Origin of the sequence: Mycobacterium neumannii, assembly GCF_002245615.1 — a bacterium.
Lineage (GTDB): Bacteria > Actinomycetota > Actinomycetes > Mycobacteriales > Mycobacteriaceae > Mycobacterium > Mycobacterium neumannii_A.
In genome coordinates, this window is the sequence record NZ_NKCO01000006.1 from 77486 (window position 1) to 99863 (window position 22378).

The window sequence follows — 22378 nt, forward strand, 5'->3', positions numbered from 1 at the left end:
CGTTGATTCATGACGTCCTTCAGTGTCGCGACGCCCTCGCGGCCGGGTCGCCACCGCAGGCGTGAAGCCCGAGCGCGCCACTACGTCATGACCGCGCCGACACACTTCACCGTCGAGTACTCGATCAACCCGTGGATGGACATCGAGACGCCCGTCGACAGCGCGCTGGCCCTCACCCAGTGGGAGACGTTGAGGCGCACGTACCAAGAACTCGGGCACGTGGTCGACCTCGTCGAGGCGGTCTCCGGACTGCCCGACATGGTGTACGCCGCCAACGGCGGCCTGGTGGTCGGCGCTACAGCGGTGGTCGCGAACTTCGCCTACCCGCAGCGCGCTGGCGAGGCGGTTGCGTACGGCGATTGGATGGTCCGCCATGGATATGAACCCGTACAGACGCGCCACACCAACGAAGGTCAGGGCGACCTTCTCGTCGCCGGTTCGATCCTGTTGGCCGGATACGGATTTCGGACGGATCGACGTGCACACGGCGAGATCGCGCAGTTGGTCGGGCGACCGACGTACAGCTTCGAGTTGATCGATCCTCGGTTCTACCACCTCGATACCGCCCTCGCGGTGCTCGACGACACTACGGTGGCGTACTACCCGCCCGCGTTCAGCAACGCCTCGCGGGTAAGCCTGCGAACGCTGTTCCCCGACGCGATCGAGGTGACTAGTTCCGACGCCTACGCCTTCGGCCTCAACGTGGTGTCCGACGGGCGCAACGTCGTGCTGCCGACCGCGGCGACCGGCTTTGCCGCCCAACTGCGCGACGCCGGGTTCAACCCCGTCGGCGTCGACCTCTCCGAACTGCTAAAGGGCGGCGGATCGATCAAATGCTGCACGTTGGAGGTGCATTCGTGACCACGTTGGAAGCGACGGGTGCCGCGATCCCGATCGTCGACGACCACTGTGTGGCGCATAACTACGACCCGCTACCGGTGGTGGCCGCCAGCGCCGAGGGCGCGTGGATCACCGATGTTCAGGGCCGTCGCTACCTGGACTGCCTGGCCGCATACTCGGCGGTCAACTTCGGCCACCGCAATCCGGAGATCACCGCGGTCGCACACACGCAACTGGACACCGTGACGTTGGTCAGCCGCGCGTTCCACTCCGACCGACTCGCGCCCTTCTGTGCGGCCCTGGCCGAGCTCTGCGGCAAAAACATGGTGCTGCCGATGAACAGCGGTGCCGAAGCGGTCGAGAGCGGGATCAAGGTGGCCCGCAAATGGGGCACCGACGTCAAGGGCGTCCCCGCCAATGCGGCAAATATTGTGGTGGCGCACAACAACTTCCATGGGCGAACCACCACCATCGTCAGCTTCTCCGACGACGAGACGGCCCGGCGCGGCTTCGGCCCCTACACCCCCGGATTCCGCGCCGTGCCGTTCGGTGACGTCGATGCCTTCACCGATGCGATCGACGACAACACCGTCGCCGTGCTGATCGAACCGATCCAGGGTGAGGCGGGAATCATCGTTCCGCCCGACGACTTCCTGCCGCACCTACGGTCGTTGTGCTCACAGCGCAACGTCCTGTTGATCGCCGACGAGATCCAGTCCGGCCTGGCCCGCACCGGAAAGACGTTCGCCTGTGAGCACTGGGGCGTGGTTCCCGACGTCTACCTACTCGGAAAGGCGCTCGGCGGAGGCGTGCTGCCATTGTCGGCGGTGGTGGCCGACTCCGGCATCCTCGGTGTACTGCATCCCGGCGAGCACGGCTCCACGTTCGGTGGAAATCCGCTGGCCGCCGCGATCGGCTCGACGGTGGTGGCGATGTTGCAGCGTGGCCAGTTCCAGCGCCGCTCAGCCGAACTTGGCGCGCATATGCACCAAAGGTTGCGGCAGTTGATCGGCCGGGGTGTCACCGCGGTCCGCGGCAAGGGTCTGTGGGCCGGCGTCGACATCGATCCGGGCTCCGGTACGGCCAAAGATGTCAGCGTGCGCTTGGCGCGCCGCGGCGTCCTCGTCAAGGACACCCATGGTTCGACCCTGCGGTTCGCTCCTCCACTGGTGATCACCGACGACGAGATCGACTGGGCCGTCGACCAGTTCGTGGCCGTTCTAGCGAACTAGCTTCAGTGCTTCATCGCGCCGCGGTCGACGGCGATCTGGCTGCCGGAAAGCGTCTTCGATCCGTCACCGGCGAGCCACGCGACGACGTCGGCCACTTCCTCGGGTTCCATGAAGCCCTGAAGACCCTTGTTCTCCTCGTCGAGCGGGTTGTACGGCATCGGCGCGAAGCTGTGCAGATAGCTCGGATGCTTGGCGAAGATAGCCATCATCGCATCCTTCTCGACCATCGGCGTCTCGATGGAGTACGGATGGATCGAGTTCACCCGGATTCCGAACTCGCCGGCCTCGATCGCCAACGAGTTGGTGAGCGCGGTCAGACCGTGCTTGGACGCCGCGTAATGCGCGTTGCCCGGGGTCGCCTTCAGCCCGGCCGACGAACTAACGATGATGACCGATCCGCCGTTACCCGCCGCGATCATCGCGGGCAGCGCCGCCCGGATGGTGCGCCACGTCCCGTTCAGATTGACGTCGATGACGGTGTCCCACTGCTCTTCCGACATCTCCCAGATGCGGCCCCAGCTGAGCACACCCGCGTTGGCGACCAGGATGTCGAGCCTGCCGAACTGTTCGAGGCCGTCGGCCACGACCTGCTGCAGCGCGGCCAGGTCTCGAATGTCGACCTCGCGGGCGAGCACTTTGCGGCCCGTCGCCTCCACCGCGCGCACCGTCTCGGCCAGTTCTTCGGAGGTCCCCATCGGGTAGGTGATGGACTCCGATATCGGGGCGCAGATGTCGATCGCGATGATGTCGGCGCCTTCGCTGGCCAGACGGACCGCGTGCGCCCGGCCCTGGCCGCGTGCGGCCCCGGTGATGAAGGCCACGCGGCCTTCCAGTGGTCGGTTGATCGCCGTCACCGCTGCTCCTTCCAGGACCCGCCCATGCGAGCGACCGTGTCTGTACGCGACACGCCGCCCCGGCGCGGACATTTGCGGTCGCTCGCCGGAGGTGAGAGCCCTCCGACAGGCTAACAGCCGAACTGAAACGTGTTCTAGAAGCCCGCGTGACTTCGGGCCGAGGCTAGAGGTCGGCGATTATCTGCTGGCGCTTCGCCGAATACTCGTCCTCGGAGACCGACCCCATCGCGCGCAGTGTCTCGAGTTCCTGCAAGCGCTGCGCGGTCGACGGTTGAGGGGGCGCGATGGAGGCCGCCGCTGACGGTGCGGCGGCAGGCGGCGGCGCAGCGGCGGCTGGCGTCTGGTGAGCGGCAGCCCGACGCACTACCTCTTGAACCTGTTGGCGCGCAGCGGGATTCGATCGCAGATCGATCATGTTATTGAGACCGATGTTGTTGGCCTTGAGAATTTGCAGAATCTCCATCAGCGGCTCGGCTTGACCGGTCAGGTCGTATGTCCGGTTGTCCTCGGCGATGGTGAAAGTGGCGGGCATCATCCCACTGACCAAGCCGCTTCGCTCCCAATCGATCTGATACTCGCTCGTCATCGGGTCGACCAGCGCGACCAGTTTCCGGTTGGTGATCATCGGCAGCCTCGCGATCGAGGCGATCACCCGATCCTGGCTGGCGAACGGCACGATGCCGGGCCCGGCGATCTGTAGGTCCAGCTTCACCAACGGTTGTTCGTTGATCCGCGTTCCGGTTTCGTGAATACCGGTGACTTGGGCGAGCGCCAGCACTCCCGTCTGCTCGAGTTCGGCGGTCCTGGCGGCCGATCGGGCTCCCCCGGCGGTGATCGCCAGTGCTATCAGCACGTCGGCGGCGGTGATCAGCAAGCCCGTCCAGAACATCCACTTCAGCATCGGGTCGCTGCCCGTGGCGAAGTAGATCACCAGGAAGATCGGCCCGACGATCCCGCACAGCAGCACGAAGGCTTGGACCTTGATGTAACGCCACAACATCGCCTGTCACGCTCCCGTCGTCCGCGGCCTGCGTGTCAGATTAACGCCAATCGACCGCTTGGGAGCCGTATCGTCGGGCGATGCCGTCGGGAACAGACACCCGGTCGCGGTGGACCCTGGCGGCCGTCGCTATGGCACTGTTCTGTGTACAGATCGACTACTTCGCGATGAATCTCGCCCTTCCCCGGATGGCCGACGAGTTCGGCACCAGCACATCGGACCTGCAGTGGATCATCAGCGTGTACATGCTCGCTCTGGGCGCCTTCATGGTGCCCGCGGGCCGTATCGGCGACATCTTCGGCCGACGAAGGGCGCTGCTGACGGGCGTCGCGTTGTTCGGGGCGGCTTCGGTGGCCTGTGCGCTGGCGCCGTCTGTGGGCGTGCTGATTGCCTTCCGGGTGGCGCAAGGGATCGGCGCAGCCTTGATCTTCCCTGTGTCCGTCAGCGTGCTGACCAACGCCTACCAGAGCGGCAAGGCCAGCCACGCGATCGGATTGACCTATGGCATTGCGGCTTTGGGGAACGCGGCAGGCCCGCTCATCGGCGGGCTGTTCACCGCTACCATCGGCTGGCGGTGGATCTTCTGGCTCAACCTGCCTCTGACCCTGGTGTCGCTCGCGATCGGGGCCCGTGTCGTCACCGAGTCTTTCGATGAGTCGGCGCCACGGCGCATCGACGTGGCCGGACTGGCGCTCATCAGCACGGGAATCGGATTGTTCACCTTGACCTTTGATCGCGCGCCCGGCTGGGGGTGGCTGTCGGTGACGACGCTGATCGCGTTCTCCGGTTCACTGCTTGCGCTGGCCGCCTTCGTCGTCGTCGAGAACAGAGTCCGGTGGCCGCTGGTCGATCTGTCGCTGGTCCGCAACGCGAGATTCACGATTCTGGTGACGGCCGGCGCGGTCGCCAACATCGCGTACGCGGTGACCATCTTCTTGTCCACGGTGTCCCTGCAGGACGTTCGTGGACTGGACCCGTTGACCGCCGGGCTGGCTTTCCTCGGCCCGTCGGTGGGAGCGGCCATCGGCGGTGTGCTCGCGGGCAGGCTCGCCACCCGTCGCGCACCGGCATTGGTGATGGGTGCGACGACGGTCGTCGCCGCCCTGAGCCTCTGCGCACTCGCCGGATCCCGCGGGTGGGCGCTCTATCTGCTCGCGCTCAGCGCGTGCGGTCTGACTCTCGGACTTGTCTATGCGTTCACGACGGTCGCGACGCAGGCGGTGGTGCGGCCCGAACGGGCCGGAGAGGCGGCCGGGGTCACGCTGACGGTACTGGTATCGCTGGCCGGAGTCGGTGTCGCGGTGTCATCGACCGTACTGGAAGTGTTGCAGCACAACGGATTATCAGCTGCGCGTGCGATCGACTCCGTGCTTGCCGTGCTCGGTGTGCTACTTCTGGCCGCCGGCGCGGTTGTGCTGTGGACCGCCCGGCGCGCGGTTACTCGCTCGGCGCTGCCGCAGCCAGAGGCGTCGCCGCGGCCAGCGGGATGACCGGAAGGGCCTCGGGCGCATCAGGCGTGACGGGGCCCGGGCCGATGAGTTGATACAGCGGCTGAGTCCAGCGGTATCCACCGGAAGACTTCGTATAGCTGGTGTGGATCAGCGTCGCGACCTTCGACACTTCTTCGGCCTCGGGGTCGTAGTCGCAGACCGCATCGCCGAGCTCACACACGCTGATTGTGCGCGCGCCGATGGCTGGCGGAAGCGGCTTGGGTGCGTGAGCGAGAATCGGCCAGTCCTGCGCGACTCCCTTGCCGGCGCCGGGGACGCTGGTAACCGAGCCGATGTTGATGGTCGGGTCGGCGGGCAGGCGGTCACCGTCGGCGATCAGCAACGCGGCCACCACGTTCGGGTTCGTCCCGGCGGCGTGCAGATTGCGGTGCACCACCATCGCGCCCTGCGAATAGCCGGCGAGCACCACCTTCGACTCCGGGCAACGCTGGGTGAACGCCGTGTACTGCGACTCGAGAGCGGCCGCGCCGGTGTCGACGCTGCCCATGAAGCCGAGCCACTCCCCGACGCCGCCGTCGTCATCGGGCACCGCGATCGCGGGGTACGCGACGGCCTCGGCCGTCATCGTCCGCCCGTCGGCGGTCACCAGCTGCTGCACGTCGAGGTAGGACTGGTAGATGTCGTCGCCCATTCCGGCGTTCGAGCTCAGGTCGCCGTCACGCTGTCCGGACCCCGCGGCGCCGAACCAGTGCACATCGGGGCAGCCGGGCGCGGCCTGAGCCGAAGCCGTGGAAAGCCCCGCGAATGCGGCGCCCGCGATCGCGGCGGCGCTGGCGAGCGTGGTGAGACGACCGAACATGAACCCTTACCCTTCTTCGCCCCGACCAGGGCATACGCGAAGTACATCGTCGCCGCGTCCGCGTGCGTTACTCCCCACATTCGCGAGACGTACACAAGGGTCGCGATCGTCGAAGAATCGCAGCCCCCTTGTACGTCTCGCGAAGCACACACACGAAAGCGGCGCCCACCGGAAAGGTGAGCGCCGCTTTGCGACTGGCTTCAGATCACTTGACGATCTTGGTGACCCGGCCGGCACCGACGGTACGGCCGCCCTCGCGAATCGCGAAGCGCAGACCCTCGTCCATGGCGACGGGCTGGATCAGCTTGACCGAGATGTCGGTGTTGTCGCCGGGCATCACCATCTCGGTGCCCTCCGGCAGCGTCACGACGCCGGTCACGTCCGTGGTGCGGAAGTAGAACTGCGGACGGTAGTTGTTGAAGAACGGCGTGTGCCGGCCGCCCTCGTCCTTGGACAGGATGTAGACCTGGCCCTCGAACTCGGTGTGCGGCGTGGTGGTGCCGGGCTTCACGACGACCTGACCGCGCTCGACGTCCTCACGCTTGATGCCGCGCAGCAGCAGACCGACGTTGTCGCCGGCCTGACCCTGGTCGAGCAGCTTGCGGAACATCTCGACACCGGTGACCGTGGTCTTGGTGGTGTCGGGGCGAATGCCGACGATCTCGACTTCCTCGTTCACGTTGATCACGCCACGCTCGACGCGACCGGTGACCACGGTGCCGCGGCCGGTGATGGTGAAGACGTCCTCGACGGGCATCAGGAACGGCTTGTCGGTCTCGCGGACAGGGTCCGGGATCGACTCGTCGACGGCCTCCATGAGCTCCTCGACCGACTTGACCCACTTCTCGTCGCCCTCGAGCGCCTTGAGCGCCGACACGCGGATGACCGGGGCCTCCTCGTCGAAGTCCTGGGCGGCCAGCAGTTCGCGGACCTCCATCTCGACGAGCTCGATGAGCTCCTCGTCATCGACCGCGTCGGCCTTGTTCAACGCGACCAGGATGTAAGGCACGCCGACCTGACGGGCGAGCAGCACGTGCTCGCGCGTCTGCGGCATCGGGCCGTCGGTCGCCGCGACCACCAGGATCGCGCCGTCCATCTGGGCGGCACCGGTGATCATGTTCTTGATGTAGTCGGCGTGACCGGGGGCATCGACGTGCGCGTAGTGGCGCTTGTCGGTCTGGTACTCCACGTGGGAGATGTTGATCGTGATGCCGCGCTGACGCTCCTCAGGCGCATTGTCGATCTGGTCGAATGCGCGCGACTCGTTCAACTCCGGGAACTTGTCGTGCAGCACCTTGGTGATTGCTGCGGTCAGCGTCGTCTTGCCGTGGTCAACGTGACCGATGGTCCCGATGTTGACGTGCGGCTTCGTCCGCTCGAACTTCGCCTTCGCCACTGTGTGGTCCTCCTGGACTGTTAGTGCTTGTCTAAAGCAGTGTTGATCTTTGCAGTTGTTTCTCGCCGCGAACCAACCGGGGTTACTGCCCGGTCGCCTTCGCGATGATCTCCTTCGACACGGCCGCCGGAACTTCGGCGTACGAGTCGAACACCATGGAGTAGTTAGCCCGGCCCTGGGTCTTCGACCGAAGGTCGCCGACGTAGCCGAACATCTCCGACAGCGGTACCAGCGCCTTGACGACGCGGGCACCCGATCGCTCCTCCATGGCCTGGATCTGACCACGGCGGGAGTTCAGGTCACCGATCACTTCACCCATGTAGTCCTCGGGTGTGGTCACTTCGACCGCCATGATCGGCTCGAGGATCACCGGCTGCGCAGCCTGTGCCGCTTTCTTCAGCACCTGCGAACCTGCGACCTTGAAGGCCATTTCCGATGAGTCCACCTCGTGGTAGGCGCCGTCGAGCAGCGTGACCTTGAGGTTGACCAGCGGGTAGCCGGCCAGCACGCCGTACTGCATGGCGTCCTGGGCGCCGGCGTCGACCGACGGGATGTACTCGCGAGGGATACGGCCGCCGGTGACCTTGTTCTCGAACTCGTAGGTCGCCCCGTCCTCGCCGGTGAACGGCTCGAGGTCGATGATGACCTTGGCGAACTGGCCCGAACCACCCGTCTGCTTCTTGTGGGTGAACTCGACCTTCTCGACCTTGCGCTTGATGGTCTCGCGGTAGGCCACCTGCGGCTTACCGACGTTGGCCTCGACCTTGAACTCACGCTTCATCCGGTCGACGAGGATGTCGAGGTGAAGCTCGCCCATCCCGCCGATCACGGTCTGGCCGGTCTCCTGGTCCAGGTGGACCTTGAACGTCGGGTCCTCTTCGGCCAGCTTCTGGATCGCCGTACCGAGCTTCTCCTGGTCGCTCTTGGTCTTGGGCTCGATGGCCACCTCGATGACCGGGTCCGGGAACGTCATCGACTCGAGCACGATCTGCTCGTTGGCGTCCGACAGCGTGTCACCGGTGGTGGTGTCCTTGAGACCGATCACCGCGTAGATGTGCCCCGCGGACGCCCGTTCAACAGGGTTCTCCTTGTTGGCGTGCATCTGGAACAGCTTGCCCAGCCGCTCCTTCTTGCCCTTGGTGGAGTTGATGACCTGCGAACCGGACTCGACGGTGCCGGAGTAGACGCGAACGTAGGTCAACTTGCCGAAGAACGGGTGCACCGCGATCTTGAACGCGAGCGCGGAGAACGGCTCGTCGGTCGACGGCTTGCGGCTGATGGCCTCGTCCTCTTTACCGGGCACGTGACCCTGCACGGACTCGACGTCCAGGGGCGACGGCAGGTAGTCGATGACCGCGTCGAGCATGGGCTGCACGCCCTTGTTCTTGAACGCGCTGCCGCACAGCACCGGGTACAGCTCCGAGTTGACGGTCAGCTTGCGGATCGCGGCCTTGATCTCGTCGACCGAGATCTCCTCGCCGCCGACGTACTTGTCCAGCAGGTCCTCGTCGGTCTCGGCGACGGCCTCGAGCAGCTTGGTGCGGTACTCCTCGGCCTTCTCGGCCAAGTCGGCGGGGATGTCCTCGACCTCGTACTTCTCCCCGAGGGCGGTCTCGCCGCGCCACACCTTGGCGCGCATCTCGACCAGGTCGACCACGCCGATGAAGTCGTTCTCCGCGCCGATCGGCAGCTGAATCACCAGCGGCGTGGCGCCGAGGCGCTCCTCGATGGTGCGCACGGTGAAGTAGAAGTCCGCGCCCAGCTTGTCCATCTTGTTGACGAAGCAGATGCGCGGCACGTCGTACTTGTCGGCCTGGCGCCACACCTGCTCGGACTGCGGCTCCACGCCCTCTTTACCGTCGAACACCGCGACGGCGCCGTCGAGCACACGCAGGCTGCGCTCCACCTCGACGGTGAAGTCAACGTGGCCCGGGGTGTCGATGATGTTGATCTGGTTGTCATTCCAGAAACAGGTGACAGCCGCGGAGGTGATGGTGATACCGCGCTCCTGCTCCTGCTCCATCCAGTCGGTGGTCGAAGCGCCGTCGTGCGTCTCACCGATCTTGTAGTTGACACCGGTGTAGTACAGGATGCGTTCGGTCGTCGTGGTCTTACCGGCATCGATGTGCGCCATGATGCCGATGTTGCGGACCTTGTTCAGGTCGGTAAGCACGTCCTTCTGTGCCACAGAAGTCTTCTCTTTCGCTTGGTAGTTGCTGTTGTCATTTCGCCCCGGCGACACCGCTCTGTGCCATGTCGCGCCCGCGACTCCGGGGCGTCACATCACCAGCGGTAGTGCGCGAACGCGCGGTTTGCCTCGGCCATCTTGTGGGTGTCCTCACGCCGCTTGACGGCGGCACCCAGACCATTGCTGGCGTCGAGGATCTCGTTCGCCAGACGCTCGATCATCGTCTTCTCGCGACGGGCCTTGGAGAAGCTGACCAGCCAACGAAGTGCCAGCGTGACCGAGCGATCCGGACGCACCTCCACGGGAACCTGGTAGGTGGCGCCGCCGACGCGACGGCTGCGAACCTCGAGTGCCGGCTTGACGTTGTCCAGAGCGCGCTTGAGGGTGACCACCGGATCGGTGCCGGTCTTGTCGCGGGCCTGTTCGAGCGCACCATAAACAATGCGCTCGGCCAACGATTTCTTCCCGTCCATCAGAACCTTGTTGACCAGCTGAGTCACCAGCTGCGACCCGTACACCGGGTCGTTGACCAACGGACGCTTGGGCGCCGGTCCCTTGCGCGGCATCAGCTCTTCTCCTTCTTGGCGCCGTAGCGGCTGCGCGCCTGCTTGCGGTTCTTCACGCCCTGGGTGTCCAGAGAGCCGCGAATGATCTTGTAGCGCACGCCGGGCAGGTCCTTCACACGGCCGCCGCGCACCAACACCATCGAGTGCTCCTGCAGGTTGTGGCCCTCGCCCGGGATGTAGGCGGTGACCTCGACCGCGCTGGTCAGCTTGACGCGCGCGACCTTCCGAAGCGCCGAGTTCGGCTTCTTCGGGGTGGTCGTGTACACGCGGGTGCACACTCCGCGGCGCTGCGGGCTGCCCTTGAGGGCCGCAGTCTTCGCCTTGGCGGGCTTGTCGTGGCGACCCTTGCGGACCAGCTGCTGGATGGTTGGCATCTACCGGCTTTCTGTGTTGCTGCTTCTTAAGTTCTGGTCAAGTCTGTGTACTGCGCTTTTGCCCCGGGCACGTACCCCGCGACCGGGTGTGTCGCACGCGCCCGTCCGAAGCAATTCGAAGGCATTGCCTCAATTCTCGGAGCATGGCGACATGCGAATTGGCCCGGCGTGCAGGCGCGCTTAGCAGGTCCTTTTCGTACACGGCCCCGCGAAGCGCCTTATCTGCCAGGCACGATCGTCCACAATACCAGGACAGGGGCAGCGCTCCAAACCCGTCGATTGTGCCCTAACCGCAGGTCAGATGACATTCTCCGGATGCCTGTGGCGTATGTGGCTAACGACGCTCCATCCCGGAGGCCAATCGCATCACCATATCGCTGTACACCGCGTCGGTGTCGATACCGTCCATCGCCCCGGTCATCTCCAGCAGGACGAAACCGTGCATCGCCGACCAGAATTCCAATGCCGCATAGAACGCGTTCTCACCCTCGAGACCGTAGGAGGCCAGGACCGCGATGACGGGTGCGGCGGCCGCCCGGGTGGCTTCGGTGAACTCCGGGTCGTCGCCACCGAGCGGCATCCTGGTGAAGGCCGAATACCGTCCCGGATGGTGATGTGCATAGCTGCGGTAAGCACTGGCCATCGCGGTCACCGCATCGTCGCGGGTGCGGCCCTCCGCGACGTTGGTGAGCATGCCGATGAGGTCGCCGACGACGCGCATCCGCACTGTTCTGCGCAGGTCCTCGAGGCTGTTGACATGGTTGTAGAGCGATGGGCCCTTGGTGCCGAGCTGGGTGGCGAGCGCGTTGATGGTCAGCGCATCCCAGCCTTCGCGATCCAGGAAGGTCAGCGCGGCGTTGACGATCGTCTCGCGACTGAGCCGGGGGGCTTTCCTGGTGGACGTGCTCGGGGGCTGTGCCATGCGCGCTTCGCCCCCTGCCGTCTCAATCTGTCCAAGTTGATACCCGGAGAAAACTAACACCTCTAGTTCCCTCGCAGTCAGTTGACGCGCTCCTGACTGAGCTCGGCGAGTTGTTCGGTGATCGAGCACAGATCGGGCAGCGTCGCGGGGTTCATGGTCTGGATGGACCAGGTGATGACGTCGCCGCCCTTGGCGACATAGAAGCTGCACGCATTTCCGTCGAACGCCTTGAAACCTTTGTTGCCGTCCACGGAGAGTTCGGTCAAGGTGCGACCGGCCTGTTGTTCCAGCGACCGCTCGGTGTCCATATCGCTGCCGCGGTACCACCAGGTCGAAATACCCATCCCCGCGCCGACGGTGCCGAACATGGTGTTCTCCTGCCAGAAGCAGCCCGCGTCGCTGACGACCGTCTTGGTGAACCCGTCCGTCCCGGCGGCCGCCGCGATGTCGGCGTCGGTGATGCCGTTGCAGTCCACGCTGCGGAATCCGCCGTCCGGGTTCGCGGGCGCCGGAGAGGCCGGCGCGTCATCGGACGATCCGCAGGCCGTCAGCGCGGCGGCGCAGGCGGCGAGCGCGACGAGTCGGCGAGTCCAGCGGGCGGGCACGGGTCACATCTCCGACTTCAGGGTGGCCGAGAGGAGATCCTGCGCTTCCTGGCACGGATCGCCGGCGCGCTGATCGCGAAACTGCACCCACCAGCTCAGCACCCCGCTGCCCGCCGCGGCGGTGACCGAGCATGCCGCGCCTGTGACGTCGCGGCGCGCGACGAAAGCCGGATGGCGTTCCACGACGGTCTCGGTGATCTTCGCGCCGCGCTCGGTGGCCAACGCGTGTTCGCGATCGAGGTTTCCGGTCTGGAACCAGGAGAACGTCGCGTCAATCGTCACGTCGCCGCGGAACGCCACGTACTGGCAGACCGCTCCGCTGTAGGGCCGCACGACACTGTCGGCGCCCAGGATCTCCTGGACGGTGTCGTCGTCGAGCAGGGCGCAGCGGTCGTCGACGTACCCGTAGTTCCGTTCGGGATCCGGTACGGCAGGCGTGGCTCGCTGCGCGGTTCCGTTGACGGTCTCAGCACACCCCGCCACCGTCACCACCGCCACGACCGCCGCGACAGCAATCGGAAACCGCCAACGCATCGCCGCTCACGCTACCCAGCGCGACCGTTAATAGCGACTCGGGTGAACGTCTGTGGATCTCGCCGGTCGCGACGTACGCTTCCTCCATGATGTGGACAGCTGTGACTCGGTCACTGACGGCATCCGCCGTGGTGTTCCCGCTGATCCTCGCCGCTCCCGTGGCGCAGGCGGAACCGGTGGTCTGCAACCCGTTGGCCCGCGAGTGCGCCGACAACAGCGTCGTCGGTCGCCATCAGGGAACCGACACCACCATCACCGGTATCGGTGTCGTCGAGACGATCGACTGCGCCAACTCCACGCTGCTCGTCAACGGCGCGAACAATCAGATCACCACGCTGGGCACCTGCTGGGCGGTGACGATGCAAGGCAACGGCAATGTCGTTGTCGCCGACAACGTGATCAACGACATCACGGTCTACGGGTGGGACCAGACCGTGTTGTACAAGAACGGCAACCCGATCGTCTTGGACCGCGGACGTGAACTGGGAATGACCAACCGCATCAACCGGGTACCCGCATGAGCATGCGAGCCACCACCATCGCCTATCCCCTCATCGGTGCGGCCGCCGCCGCGTTTCTGTTCACCGGCTGCGGATCTGAAAGCTCGGACACCAACACCCCCACCGCGACGGCGGGCACGTCCGGCGCCCAGGTCGAGGTCGGCAACACGATCAACTACGGCTCATTCGGCACGACCGCCGACATCGACTGCGCCGACGGCAAATCGCTCAACATCGGCGGGTCGAACAACACCCTCACGGTGAAGGGCACCTGTGCGAACGTGAATATCGGCGGCGCCGACAACAAAGTCACCTTCGAGCGGGTCGACAAGGAGATCAGCGTCGTCGGCCTCAACAACACGGTGACCTACAAAGACGGTGATCCGAAGATCAACGACACCGGCAGCAACAACACGATCACCAAGGGCTGAAACCGCTCTCTTCTGCGCGAGAGACCGTGTCTGCACAAGACACGCCGCGGGTCTGCGGCACTCTGCGGTCGCTCGCGCCGGGTCGACGGTCCGCAGGCTGCGCTAGGCGTTGGCGCCGTGCCTGCCCGCACCGGCCGCGAAACGGGCTGCCCCCTCCAGGGATTCGGCGGCGACGCGCGACATGCTGCCGAACTCGAAGTCCATCGCCTCGGGCTCCGAGCGGCCCCACTGGCTCAGAGCCGACAGACGATCGGCACGCATGCACTGCTGCGGCAGCTGGGCCAGTTCCGCTGCGAGTTGCTCCGCCCGCTGTCGCGCTTCACCGGTGGGCACCACTCGGTTGGCCAAACCCATCGCCAAGGCCTCGGCCGCGTCGACGGCGCGGCCGGTGAGGATGAGGTCCATCGCCCGGCTGTGGCCGATCAACCGCGGTAACCGCACGGTCCCACCGTCGATCAGCGGGACACCCCAACGCCGGCAGAAGACCCCCATGATCGCGTCCTCCTCGACGACGCGCATATCGCACCACAACGCCAGCTCCAGACCGCCGGCAACAGCGTAGCCGCTGACCGCCGCGATCACCGGTTTGGACAACACCATTCGACTCGGACCCATCGGACCGGGGCCGGTGCGGTGTACCGGGTTGGCATCGGACGTTCCGAATGTCTTCAAATCGGCTCCGGCACAGAACGTTCCGTTGTCACCCCACAACACCGCGACGGAGGCCGAGTCGTCCTTGTCGAACTCGTCGAAAGCGGCGTACAACCCGGCGGCGGCCGGGCCGTTGACGGCATTGCGCGCCTCGGGTCGATTCATGATCACCGTCGTCACGGCGCCGTTCTTCTCGACCCGCACTCCGCCCGTCATCTCGCCTCCATCAGTTGGTCGCGTCGCGTGAGCGACAATCCAGCGTTGTCGCGCCGCGCAGACAACTCCGCGGCGAAGTCGTTGTAGGCCTGGCGCAGCGCCGCGCCCGGCCAGTCGTCGGGCAGCAGTTCCTCCGGCAACACCGGATCGGTGAGCAGGTGACGCACGATTGCGGTCGCAGCGACGAACCGGTCGGGAACCTCGGGCGCCGAGTCGATCTCGTCGAGCAACGACTTGCCCTCCCGCGCCCAGGCCGGCAGATCCCACAGCAGGCATACCAACTCGGCGGGTTCGGCGTCACGGGAAACCAACAGCCGCACCCGCTGCATCACCTCGGGTGGCAGCGCGGTGTCCAGGTTGTCCGGTCGCAGCCACACCCCCTCGCGCAGTTCGGCGAATCGGCCGTCCTGCAGAGTGCTTCGCAAACCGGCCCTGGCGCGGGGGTCGGACCCGATGCTGGTGATCACCACCGTGGTCCAGTCACCGCGCCACGGCCGCGCCCGGGGGTTGATGGCGTCGTCCTGCCGTCGTTGCCGCGCCAGCAAGCGGTCGGACAACCGGTAGCCGTCCTCGGAACGAACCAGATCGCCTGCGCCGACCATCCGCGTCAACGCGACCCGCACCGTCGACTCCCTGATGCCGAAATCTGCTGTGAGCTTGACCAGTTCGCTCGCGGTCGCCCATGCCGGGTGCGCCCCCAACAGGACGCTCAGCACGACGGAGCGGGCCGTCATCCGCGAGATCGACTTCGTCATCAGACTTCCGAAGCCCTGCGTCCGTGGTCGCCGAACGGCTCGTCGCGCTGCCGGACCGCTTCCCGGAAGCCGTGTTCGCGTGACTGGGCGACGAATGCGTGCCCTTCTGGGGTGTGGCGGGCGATGCCGTCGAAGACGGTGGAGACCATCGCGCTGTTGGCCGTCCCCTGCGAATACAGCGCGGAGTTCATCGCCAGCTTGACCATGATCAGCTGGTTGATCGGTACGCGGGAGATCCGCTCCACCAACCGTTCGGTGCGCGCGTCCAGCTCCTCGGGCGACGGCGCCTCGACCGCCAACCCCCATTCGGCGGCCTGCGCACCCGTTATCGAATCCCCGGTCAGCAGAAGTCGTTTGGCGCGCTGATCGCCGAGCCGGTGGGCCCACATCCCGGCCGCGGGCACCCCCCACACGCGGGTCGGCGGGTAGCCGATCTTGGCGTCTGAAGCGGCGATCACCTGATCGGCGTGCAGCGCGATGTCGGTGCCGCCGGCGACACAGTAACCGTGGATCTTGACCACCGTGGGCTTGTCACAGTGCATCAGGCTGGAGAAGCCGCGGACGAACCTACTCATCATCTGGTAGTCGATCATCGGGTCCCACGGCTGATCCGGCAGGTGGTTGACGGCCTGCGTCCTGCCCGACAGTACGGTGTCGCGGTAGGGGCTACCGCCACCGGCAGACGACGATCCCTCGGCGTAGGCGGACAGATCGAATCCGGCGCAGAACCCTTCGCCCCGACCGGAAACCAGAATCACGTGCACGTTCGGGTCGAGGTCGGCGCGTTCCACGAGCGCGGACAACTCCAGCGGTGTGTCCGCGACGATCGCGTTGCCCTTCTCCGGCCGGTTGAACGTGATGCGGGCGACCCGGTCCGTGACCTCGTAGGTCATCGTCTTCAGGTCGTCGAAGTCGACCGGCCTGATCGCGTGGGTCATCCCTTGACCAAAGCACGTTCGATGATCGGCGCGAGATCGAGTCCGGTGGGCAGGGTTCCGAACGCACCGCCCCAGGCGCCACCCATCCGGGTGGCCAAGAACGCCTCCGCGACGGCGGGATGCCCGTGGCGCACCAACAGCGAACCCTGCAGCGCGAGGCTGATGTCCTCGGCGACCTTGCGGGCGCGGTACTGAATGGTCTCAAGGTCACCCAGGGCCGGCCGTAAGGCCTCGACGTGGGCATCGAGTCGCGCATCCGCACCCGCGGTCCGACCGAGTTCGTCGAACAGCACGTCGATGCACTCCGGGCGAGTCGCCATGGCGCGCAACGTATCCAGCGCGCTGACGTTGCCAGACCCCTCCCAGATGCCCATCAGCGGCGCTTCCCGGTACAGCCGCGGCATGCCCGACTCCTCGACATAGCCGTTGCCGCCCAGGCACTCCATCGCCTCGGCCGCGTGCGGGGTGGCGCGTTTGCACACCCAGTACTTGCCGGCCGCCAGGCCGATGCGCCGCAGCAGGGTCTCGCGGGTGTCGCCGCGCACCGCGGCATCGGTCGCGCCGGCCATGCGCATCGCCAGGACCGTGGCCGCCTCAGCCTCGACCGCGAGGTCGGCCAGCACATTGCGCATCAGCGGCTGATCAATCAGGTACTCGCCGAACGCCTTTCGGTGCTGGGTGTGATGGATCGCGCGGGCCAGCCCGTTGCGCATGCTGGTCGCGCTGCCGAGCGTGCAGTCCAAACGTGTCAGGTTGACCATCTCGATGATGGTCGGCACGCCGCGGCCCTCTTCGCCGACGAGCCAGGCGACCGCGCCGTCGTATTCCACTTCCGACGACGCGTTGGCGTGGTTGCCGAGCTTGTCTTTGAGCCGTTGCAGAAACATCCGGTTGCGGCTGCCGTCGGGCAGAACTCGCGGCAACAGGAAACACGAGAGCCCGCCGGGCGCTTGGGCGAGCACCAGGAAGATGTCGCACATCGGCGCCGAGGTGAACCACTTGTGCCCGCGCAGCAAGTAACTGCCGTCGCCATTGGGGGTCGCCTCGGTGGTGCCGGCCCGCACATCGGAGCCGCCCTGCTTTTCAGTCATCGACATGCCTGCGGTGATACCGGCCTTGGTGGTGGGCACCTTGAGATCGGGGTCGTACTCGCGACTGACCAGCAGCGGTTCGTACACCGCCGCCAGTTCGGGGTTGTGGCGCAGTGCAGGCACCACGGCGTAGGTCATCGAAATCGGGCAGATGTGACCGGGTTCGGGCGTCCACACCGAGGTCTTGGCGGCGCGCACGACGTGTGCTCCGGGCCGGTCGTCGGCCCACGGTGCGGCGTGCAAGCCGTGCTTGATGGCCACGCTCATCAGCGAGTGGTAGGCGGGATCGTATTCGACCTCGTCGACGCGATGGCCGTAGCGGTCGTGAGTACGCAGAATCGGCTGGTTGCGGTCGGCCAGCTCGCCCCAGCGCTGCGCCTGCCTAGAGCCCGACAGCGCACCCAACTCGGTGACCTCGTCGAGGCCCCATTCGCCGCCCTCGCGGATCAGCGCCTCGGTGAGAACGGGCGAGGTCGCCGGGTTGTAGTCCTCCAGCGGGGGGACCTGGTTGGTGACGACATGCGTATCTGGCATGAGACCACTATTACACTTTTACGAACAGCTGCACAATAGTCGTAATAGCGGGTGGGGATCGGTCAGCGGCTGTCGAGTTCGGCGACGACGTCTCGGCGGCGCGGCTCCGGTTTCCCAACGGGCTCCGGTTTGGCAACGGGCGCCGGTTTCGCAACGGGCGTCGGTGCTACCGGCGGGTCGGGCTCGGCCGACGGCTCGGGGGCGTCCGGTCGCTCGTAGAACGGAACCATCTCGACGGAGCGCCCCACAGCGCGCGACGCCCTCGCTCGTCGCCACTTCCCGTAACGGTGGAGGACGACGATGACCGCGGCGGCCAGCGCCCAGCCGAGCAGGATGTCGATGACGTAGTGCTCGGCGGTGTACACCAGCGTGAAAGCCATCAGGAGCACATAAGCCGCGAGCACTGGACGCCACGCTCCGTGCACGCGATGCCACAGGAAGGCCGCGACCGCTGCCGTCATGCCGGCGTGCAGGGACGGTATCGCCGCCACCAGGTTGACACTGGCCTGGCCGGCATCGAGCAGCGCGCTGGCGGTATGCATGTTCAGGTTGCCCCAGCCGCGTCCGACAATCCGCTCGATCCACGGATTCGCCCCGTCCTGACTGGATTGCATCGCCCCGAGCACACCGCCGTCGGGCACTTCACGCGCCGAGCGGAACATGCAGGGCGCGAACGCCGGTCCGCCCTCGACGTCGGCAGGGGTGCAGCGGGCCGCGGCCCACGGTGGCGCGGCCGGAACCAGCGCGTAGATGGCCAAGCCCGCGAAGTTCAAGCCGACGAACAGGCGCACAAACGCCTTCCACTCCGCGCGATCACGCAGCCACAGCACCCCGGCCACCACGTACGGCAGGATGAAGAACGACATGTAGACGCAGCTCAGGACGACTTCCCACCACGGTGGTTGTCCCTGTTTGAGCTGCTCCTGAAGCCACACGGTCGGCACGGTGCCGAAGAAAAGCCAGCGATCGGCCTCGACGGGCCAGTCCCACAGCGTCGGTCGCCCGATCATGTCCGCGGCGCCCCTGCTCAGGTCGTAGGCGAGCAGGATCAGCGCGAACGGAAGCCAGTCGCGAATGACATAGAGCATGCGGCGGACCTGACCGATGCTCGCAGCCAGCAGGCCGGTGGCGATGTAGAGCAGCACCAGCTCACGGTTGAAGGCGAAACCCTCGGTGACTGTGCGGTACACGATGACCGCAGCCCATATCGCGACGGCGATCCTGCGCACGTACTTGAGCCGGCGGTCCCGCGTCTGGGCTGTCTCGGGGGCGCGCTGCGACGCAACTGACGACTCGTCGACCGCAGACACTTAGTTGAATCTAGTTCACCCCGCAGTTGCCGCGCGTTCGACTGCGGTTCGGTTATCAGGTCGTGATGTGCTCGCGCAGGAAGGCGATGTCGTCTTTGCGACCCTCGTCTGCGGTTTCGCAGATGACGGGTGCGCCCGCGGCCTGCACCACCGCGACCAGCAACTGCGGATCGATCTGGCCGGTGCCGAAGTTGGCGTGCCGGTCGGCGCCCGACCCGGCCGCATCGCGCGAGTCGTTGCAGTGCACCAAATCGATGCGTCCGGTGATGGCTTTGATCCGGTCGACGGCGTCGATCAGCTTCTCCCCTGCGGCCCACGCGTGGCAGGTGTCCAGGCAGAAGCCGATTTCCTTGTCGCCGATGTGGTCCCACAACCGGGCGATGACGTCGAAGTGGCGGGCCATCGCGTGGTCGCCGCCCGCGGTGTTCTCCAGATAGACGGGCACATCGGTTTCGAGGTAATCCAACGCCTTGACCCAGCGTTCGAAACCGGCTTCCCAGTCTTTGTCGTCGGCGTGACCGCCGTGCACGATGACCGCCGTCGCGTTGATCTCCGACGCCGCGTCGCAGGTGTCCTGCAGGATCTTGCGCGACGGGATACGCACCCGGTTGTTGGCCGACGCGACGTTGATCAGGTACGGCGCGTGGACGTAGAGGGGGACGCTGGACGCCTTGAGCGTCTCGGCGTCGTCTCGCGGTTTGGGTTTCTTCCAGCTCTGCGGGTTGCCGAGGAAGAACTGCACCACGTCGGCGCCGTCAGCTTCCGCCGCGGCCAGGGGGTCGTCACCGTGGACGTGCGAACCGATGAGCACGACGCCAGTCTAGGCAGAGCCAACGACATGACTGGCCGGGACCATCTCTCCCCGCCGCCTAGGCTCGGAGCGTGGGATCTGGAAGCGACCCGTCTCCGTTCTCGTCGTGGTCGGATACGGTCGCTTCCGCCCGTTCGACCCTGCAACGTCGCGCGATTTCGACGCTGTCGCGTGCGCCCCGGCCGGTGCGGCAGGCAGGCCGGCTGATCGCCCGCACCGTCAACGACACGCTGCGTGACCGCGTACCGGGCTTGGCCGCCGAGGTCGCGCTGTTCTCCCTGATCTCGCTGCCGTCGCTGTTGATTGCTGTCCTCGGCTCGCTCGGGTTCATCGCCGAAGCGCTCGGCCCTGAAGGCACCGCGCGACTACATCGGCTGCTGCTCGAGGTGCCCAACTCCTTCCTTGCCGAGCGAACCTTCGAGTCGTATCGGCGCGTGGTCGAGGCGGGGCTCATGCAATCGCGCGGAAGCGTGATCTCCATCGGAATTGTGCTGAGCCTGTGGACGGGTTCACGGGCGGTCAATCGGTACCTGGAGACGATCACGATCGCCTACGGTGTCGAGCCCAGGCCTGCTTGGCGACGACGGCTGCTTGCGTTGGGGCTGACCGCAGGCGGGCTACTCGGCGCAGTGGCGATTCTGCCGCCCCTTGTCCTCGGGCCTGACCTCGTGGCGTGGGTGACGCCCGACCCGCTGACCGAAAGTACTTTGCGCGCACTGGATCTGCTGTTCTGGCCAGGGGTGGCGCTGCTGATCCTCGTCGGACTGGTCACGCTGTATCACCTCGGTGTGCCGTGGCGATTGCCCTGGCGCCGGGACATTCCCGGGGCGGTGCTGGCGATGGTCCTGTGGCTGGTGGCATCGGCGGGCCTTCGCGCGTACCTGACGGTCAGCGCGCGTGACGACGCCGTATACAGCCAGCTCGCCGTGCCGATCGCCGTCGTCCTGTGGCTCTACATCACGGCTTTCGCGGTGTTGCTCGGCGCGGAGTTCAACGCCGAGATCGAAAAGATGTGGCCGCACGAGAAGTATCCGTGGCGGCTGCGCCGGCGACGACGAGCAAGCTAGGCCTCCTCCCGGCCCGCCGACTGTGGGGTTATGTCACGCGAATCCGTGCCAGGCGTGCGGGTAACCCACGTTCGCGGCGCCGACGAGCCCGCCCCGAGTGTGCTGAACCGCGGTCACGTCTGTGTGGCCAGCAGGAAGCACAAGTAGCCCACGTAGGCGGTGACCATCGCCACGCCCTCGGCGCGCGAGACGCGCCGCCCAGTGATGAAAATCGGGATGCAGGCCAACGCGACGATCACCATGATCGGCAGGTCGATCGTCACGAGGCTGGACGGCAGGTTCAACCCCTGCGCCGGCACCAGGCAGGTCACGCCGAGGATGAGCAGGATGTTGTAAATGCTGCTGCCGATCAGATTGCCGATCGCGATGTCCCTGTCACCGCGCAAGGTGGAGATCATGGTGGTCACCAACTCCGGTGCAGACGTGCCGATCGCGACCACCGTCAGCCCGATCAGCGCGTCGGAGACGCCGAACTGACGCGCCATACCGACCGCCCCGTCGACAAGCCAATCCGCTCCCAGCACGACGACCGCGATACCGCCCAGCGTCATCGCGGCACTGGTCGAGGTCCGCCGCCGTTTGGTCGTCGCCGAGCCGACCTCTTCGGTGGCGTACTCGGCAGCCAACTCGGCCGCGAATTCGACGGCGACGGCGTGGGATTCGCGTCGAGCCGACCAGATCACCGCGGCGGTGTAGACGACCGCACACACGACCAGGATGGCGCCGTCGAGTCGGGTCAGCACGCCATCGGCGGCCAGCACCAACAGCAGCAGCGCCGCGACACCCATGATCGGCAGTTCGAACCGGATGGTGCGCATCTGCAACGTCAGCGGCACCAGCGCAGCGCTGAGACCGAGGATGAGCAGCACGTTGACCACGTTGGTGCCGGCGATGTTGCCGACCGCCAGCGCGCCGCTGCCCTCCCCCGCCGCGACCACACCGACCGCCAATTCCGGCATGCTGGTCCCGATCGAGACCACCGTCAGCCCGATGACGATCGGGCTGATTCCCAGTCGCACAGCGACCTCGGCTCCGCCTCGGACCATCACCTCGGCGCCGACGATCAATGCGCTCAGCCCAGCGAGGAACCAGGCGAAGTTCGCCAGCATCAGGTCATGACCGTCGAGAGTGGGCTCGTGTCACGCCAAACACGTATACCGCGTGCGGGTAACCCACGTTCGCCGCACCCCGAGCGTCGCCGTCCCGCACCCCGGGCACGAAAAAGCCCCCGGGCCGTGACCCGGAGGCTTTTT

General features: G+C 66.2%; 23 protein-coding genes. 6 read left to right on the forward strand and 17 right to left on the reverse strand.

Going from position 1 to position 22378, the window contains the following annotated elements:
- Window positions 1–9 precede the first annotated feature (9 nt).
- Together ddaH and rocD are read left to right on the forward strand one after the other, a co-directional pair.
- A complete protein-coding gene (gene ddaH, locus CEX88_RS09745) occupies window positions 10–861 on the forward strand; it encodes a dimethylargininase (RefSeq protein WP_202931432.1) in 852 nt (283 codons plus the stop codon).
- The gene (gene rocD / locus CEX88_RS09750) at window positions 834–2072 is read left to right on the forward strand and encodes an ornithine--oxo-acid transaminase (protein WP_094293322.1); all 1239 of its coding nucleotides are present in this window, start codon (window positions 834–836) and stop codon (window positions 2070–2072) included. Before ddaH ends, rocD begins: the two co-directional genes overlap by 28 nt.
- A gap of 2 nt (window positions 2073–2074) precedes the next feature.
- Here the strand turns inward: rocD and CEX88_RS09755 are convergent, their stop codons facing one another.
- Window positions 2075–2926, reverse strand: a complete 852-nt coding sequence (locus tag CEX88_RS09755) for a mycofactocin-coupled SDR family oxidoreductase (RefSeq protein ID WP_238382024.1) — start codon at window positions 2924–2926, stop codon at window positions 2075–2077.
- 163 nt (window positions 2927–3089) lie between these two features.
- Window positions 3090–3926, reverse strand: a complete 837-nt coding sequence (locus tag CEX88_RS09760; protein WP_094293324.1) for an SHOCT domain-containing protein — start codon at window positions 3924–3926, stop codon at window positions 3090–3092.
- Window positions 3927–4006: 80 nt separating this feature from the next.
- Between CEX88_RS09760 and CEX88_RS09765 the strand changes: the two genes are divergently transcribed.
- Window positions 4007–5416: an MFS transporter gene (locus tag CEX88_RS09765; protein ID WP_238382025.1), complete on the forward strand. Its 1410-nt coding sequence runs from the start codon at window positions 4007–4009 to the stop codon at window positions 5414–5416.
- On the opposite strand, the gene CEX88_RS09770 is transcribed toward CEX88_RS09765, so the two are convergent.
- The 8 genes from CEX88_RS09770 to CEX88_RS09805 form a co-directional block, all read right to left on the reverse strand.
- Window positions 5364–6236, reverse strand: a complete 873-nt coding sequence (locus CEX88_RS09770) for a cutinase family protein (protein ID WP_094293325.1) — start codon at window positions 6234–6236, stop codon at window positions 5364–5366. The genes CEX88_RS09765 and CEX88_RS09770 overlap by 53 nt on opposite strands.
- Window positions 6237–6441: 205 nt before the next feature.
- On the reverse strand, window positions 6442–7632 hold the full coding sequence (tuf, locus tag CEX88_RS09775) for an elongation factor Tu (protein WP_064400138.1): 1191 nt from the start codon (window positions 7630–7632) through the stop codon (window positions 6442–6444).
- Window positions 7633–7714: 82 nt separating this feature from the next.
- Window positions 7715–9820 (reverse strand): elongation factor G, encoded by a 2106-nt coding sequence (fusA, locus tag CEX88_RS09780; protein WP_082961854.1) that lies wholly within the window; start codon window positions 9818–9820, stop codon window positions 7715–7717.
- Window positions 9821–9915: 95 nt separating this feature from the next.
- Window positions 9916–10386: a 30S ribosomal protein S7 gene (gene rpsG, locus CEX88_RS09785; RefSeq protein WP_064400139.1), complete on the reverse strand. Its 471-nt coding sequence runs from the start codon at window positions 10384–10386 to the stop codon at window positions 9916–9918.
- On the reverse strand, window positions 10386–10760 hold the full coding sequence (gene rpsL / locus CEX88_RS09790) for a 30S ribosomal protein S12 (protein WP_064345572.1): 375 nt from the start codon (window positions 10758–10760) through the stop codon (window positions 10386–10388). Before rpsL ends, rpsG begins: the two co-directional genes overlap by 1 nt.
- A gap of 334 nt (window positions 10761–11094) precedes the next feature.
- On the reverse strand, window positions 11095–11682 hold the full coding sequence (locus CEX88_RS09795) for a TetR/AcrR family transcriptional regulator (protein WP_066849551.1): 588 nt from the start codon (window positions 11680–11682) through the stop codon (window positions 11095–11097).
- A gap of 77 nt (window positions 11683–11759) precedes the next feature.
- Window positions 11760–12287 (reverse strand): DUF3558 family protein, encoded by a 528-nt coding sequence (locus CEX88_RS09800; RefSeq protein ID WP_094293326.1) that lies wholly within the window; start codon window positions 12285–12287, stop codon window positions 11760–11762.
- 3 nt (window positions 12288–12290) lie between these two features.
- A complete protein-coding gene (locus tag CEX88_RS09805) occupies window positions 12291–12821 on the reverse strand; it encodes a DUF3558 domain-containing protein (protein ID WP_094293327.1) in 531 nt (176 codons plus the stop codon).
- A gap of 86 nt (window positions 12822–12907) precedes the next feature.
- Here CEX88_RS09805 and CEX88_RS09810 point away from each other — a divergent pair, with 86 nt between their 5' ends.
- Together CEX88_RS09810 and CEX88_RS09815 are read left to right on the forward strand one after the other, a co-directional pair.
- Window positions 12908–13342, forward strand: coding sequence for a DUF3060 domain-containing protein (locus CEX88_RS09810; protein WP_066849557.1), 435 nt, complete (start codon window positions 12908–12910; stop codon window positions 13340–13342).
- Between the two features lie 2 nt (window positions 13343–13344).
- Window positions 13345–13752 (forward strand): DUF3060 domain-containing protein, encoded by a 408-nt coding sequence (locus CEX88_RS09815; RefSeq protein ID WP_094293328.1) that lies wholly within the window; start codon window positions 13345–13347, stop codon window positions 13750–13752.
- Between the two features lie 102 nt (window positions 13753–13854).
- Here CEX88_RS09815 and CEX88_RS09820 read toward each other — a convergent pair whose 3' ends face one another.
- The 6 genes from CEX88_RS09820 to CEX88_RS09845 all read right to left on the reverse strand — a co-directional run bounded on the left by CEX88_RS09820 (window position 13855) and on the right by CEX88_RS09845 (window position 20058).
- On the reverse strand, window positions 13855–14619 hold the full coding sequence (locus CEX88_RS09820) for a crotonase/enoyl-CoA hydratase family protein (RefSeq protein WP_202931433.1): 765 nt from the start codon (window positions 14617–14619) through the stop codon (window positions 13855–13857).
- Window positions 14616–15374, reverse strand: a complete 759-nt coding sequence (locus tag CEX88_RS09825; protein WP_094293329.1) for a PaaX family transcriptional regulator C-terminal domain-containing protein — start codon at window positions 15372–15374, stop codon at window positions 14616–14618. The genes CEX88_RS09820 and CEX88_RS09825 overlap by 4 nt, the downstream gene beginning before the upstream one ends.
- The gene (locus CEX88_RS09830) at window positions 15374–16312 is read right to left on the reverse strand and encodes a crotonase/enoyl-CoA hydratase family protein (RefSeq protein ID WP_068193364.1); all 939 of its coding nucleotides are present in this window, start codon (window positions 16310–16312) and stop codon (window positions 15374–15376) included. The genes CEX88_RS09825 and CEX88_RS09830 overlap by 1 nt, the downstream gene beginning before the upstream one ends.
- Window positions 16309–17937, reverse strand: coding sequence for an acyl-CoA dehydrogenase family protein (locus tag CEX88_RS09835; RefSeq protein ID WP_068193362.1), 1629 nt, complete (start codon window positions 17935–17937; stop codon window positions 16309–16311). The genes CEX88_RS09830 and CEX88_RS09835 overlap by 4 nt, the downstream gene beginning before the upstream one ends.
- Before the next feature lie 62 nt (window positions 17938–17999).
- Window positions 18000–19247, reverse strand: a complete 1248-nt coding sequence (locus CEX88_RS09840; RefSeq protein WP_238382026.1) for a phosphatase PAP2 family protein — start codon at window positions 19245–19247, stop codon at window positions 18000–18002.
- 55 nt (window positions 19248–19302) lie between these two features.
- Window positions 19303–20058: a deoxyribonuclease IV gene (locus tag CEX88_RS09845; protein ID WP_094293330.1), complete on the reverse strand. Its 756-nt coding sequence runs from the start codon at window positions 20056–20058 to the stop codon at window positions 19303–19305.
- A gap of 71 nt (window positions 20059–20129) precedes the next feature.
- Here CEX88_RS09845 and CEX88_RS09850 point away from each other — a divergent pair, with 71 nt between their 5' ends.
- On the forward strand, window positions 20130–21125 hold the full coding sequence (locus CEX88_RS09850; protein ID WP_094293331.1) for a YihY/virulence factor BrkB family protein: 996 nt from the start codon (window positions 20130–20132) through the stop codon (window positions 21123–21125).
- A gap of 113 nt (window positions 21126–21238) precedes the next feature.
- Here CEX88_RS09850 and CEX88_RS09855 read toward each other — a convergent pair whose 3' ends face one another.
- On the reverse strand, window positions 21239–22234 hold the full coding sequence (locus CEX88_RS09855; RefSeq protein ID WP_094293332.1) for a calcium/sodium antiporter: 996 nt from the start codon (window positions 22232–22234) through the stop codon (window positions 21239–21241).
- Between the last annotated feature and the right edge of the window lie 144 nt (window positions 22235–22378).

Coding starts and splice junctions, on each gene's coding strand:
- ddaH (WP_202931432.1), top strand. CDS start 10: ATGACGTCCTTCAGTGTCGCGACGCCCTCGCGGCCGGGTCGCCACCGC.
- rocD (WP_094293322.1), top strand. CDS start 834: ATGCTGCACGTTGGAGGTGCATTCGTGACCACGTTGGAAGCGACGGGT.
- CEX88_RS09760 (WP_094293324.1), bottom strand. CDS start 3,926: ATGTTGTGGCGTTACATCAAGGTCCAAGCCTTCGTGCTGCTGTGCGGG.
- CEX88_RS09765 (WP_238382025.1), top strand. CDS start 4,007: ATGCCGTCGGGAACAGACACCCGGTCGCGGTGGACCCTGGCGGCCGTC.
- CEX88_RS09770 (WP_094293325.1), bottom strand. CDS start 6,236: ATGTTCGGTCGTCTCACCACGCTCGCCAGCGCCGCCGCGATCGCGGGC.
- rpsG (WP_064400139.1), bottom strand. CDS start 10,386: ATGCCGCGCAAGGGACCGGCGCCCAAGCGTCCGTTGGTCAACGACCCG.
- rpsL (WP_064345572.1), bottom strand. CDS start 10,760: ATGCCAACCATCCAGCAGCTGGTCCGCAAGGGTCGCCACGACAAGCCC.
- CEX88_RS09795 (WP_066849551.1), bottom strand. CDS start 11,682: ATGGCACAGCCCCCGAGCACGTCCACCAGGAAAGCCCCCCGGCTCAGT.
- CEX88_RS09805 (WP_094293327.1), bottom strand. CDS start 12,821: ATGCGTTGGCGGTTTCCGATTGCTGTCGCGGCGGTCGTGGCGGTGGTG.
- CEX88_RS09810 (WP_066849557.1), top strand. CDS start 12,908: ATGATGTGGACAGCTGTGACTCGGTCACTGACGGCATCCGCCGTGGTG.
- CEX88_RS09815 (WP_094293328.1), top strand. CDS start 13,345: ATGCGAGCCACCACCATCGCCTATCCCCTCATCGGTGCGGCCGCCGCC.
- CEX88_RS09820 (WP_202931433.1), bottom strand. CDS start 14,619: ATGACGGGCGGAGTGCGGGTCGAGAAGAACGGCGCCGTGACGACGGTG.
- CEX88_RS09825 (WP_094293329.1), bottom strand. CDS start 15,374: ATGACGAAGTCGATCTCGCGGATGACGGCCCGCTCCGTCGTGCTGAGC.
- CEX88_RS09830 (WP_068193364.1), bottom strand. CDS start 16,312: ATGACCCACGCGATCAGGCCGGTCGACTTCGACGACCTGAAGACGATG.
- CEX88_RS09835 (WP_068193362.1), bottom strand. CDS start 17,937: ATGCCAGATACGCATGTCGTCACCAACCAGGTCCCCCCGCTGGAGGAC.
- CEX88_RS09855 (WP_094293332.1), bottom strand. CDS start 22,234: ATGCTGGCGAACTTCGCCTGGTTCCTCGCTGGGCTGAGCGCATTGATC.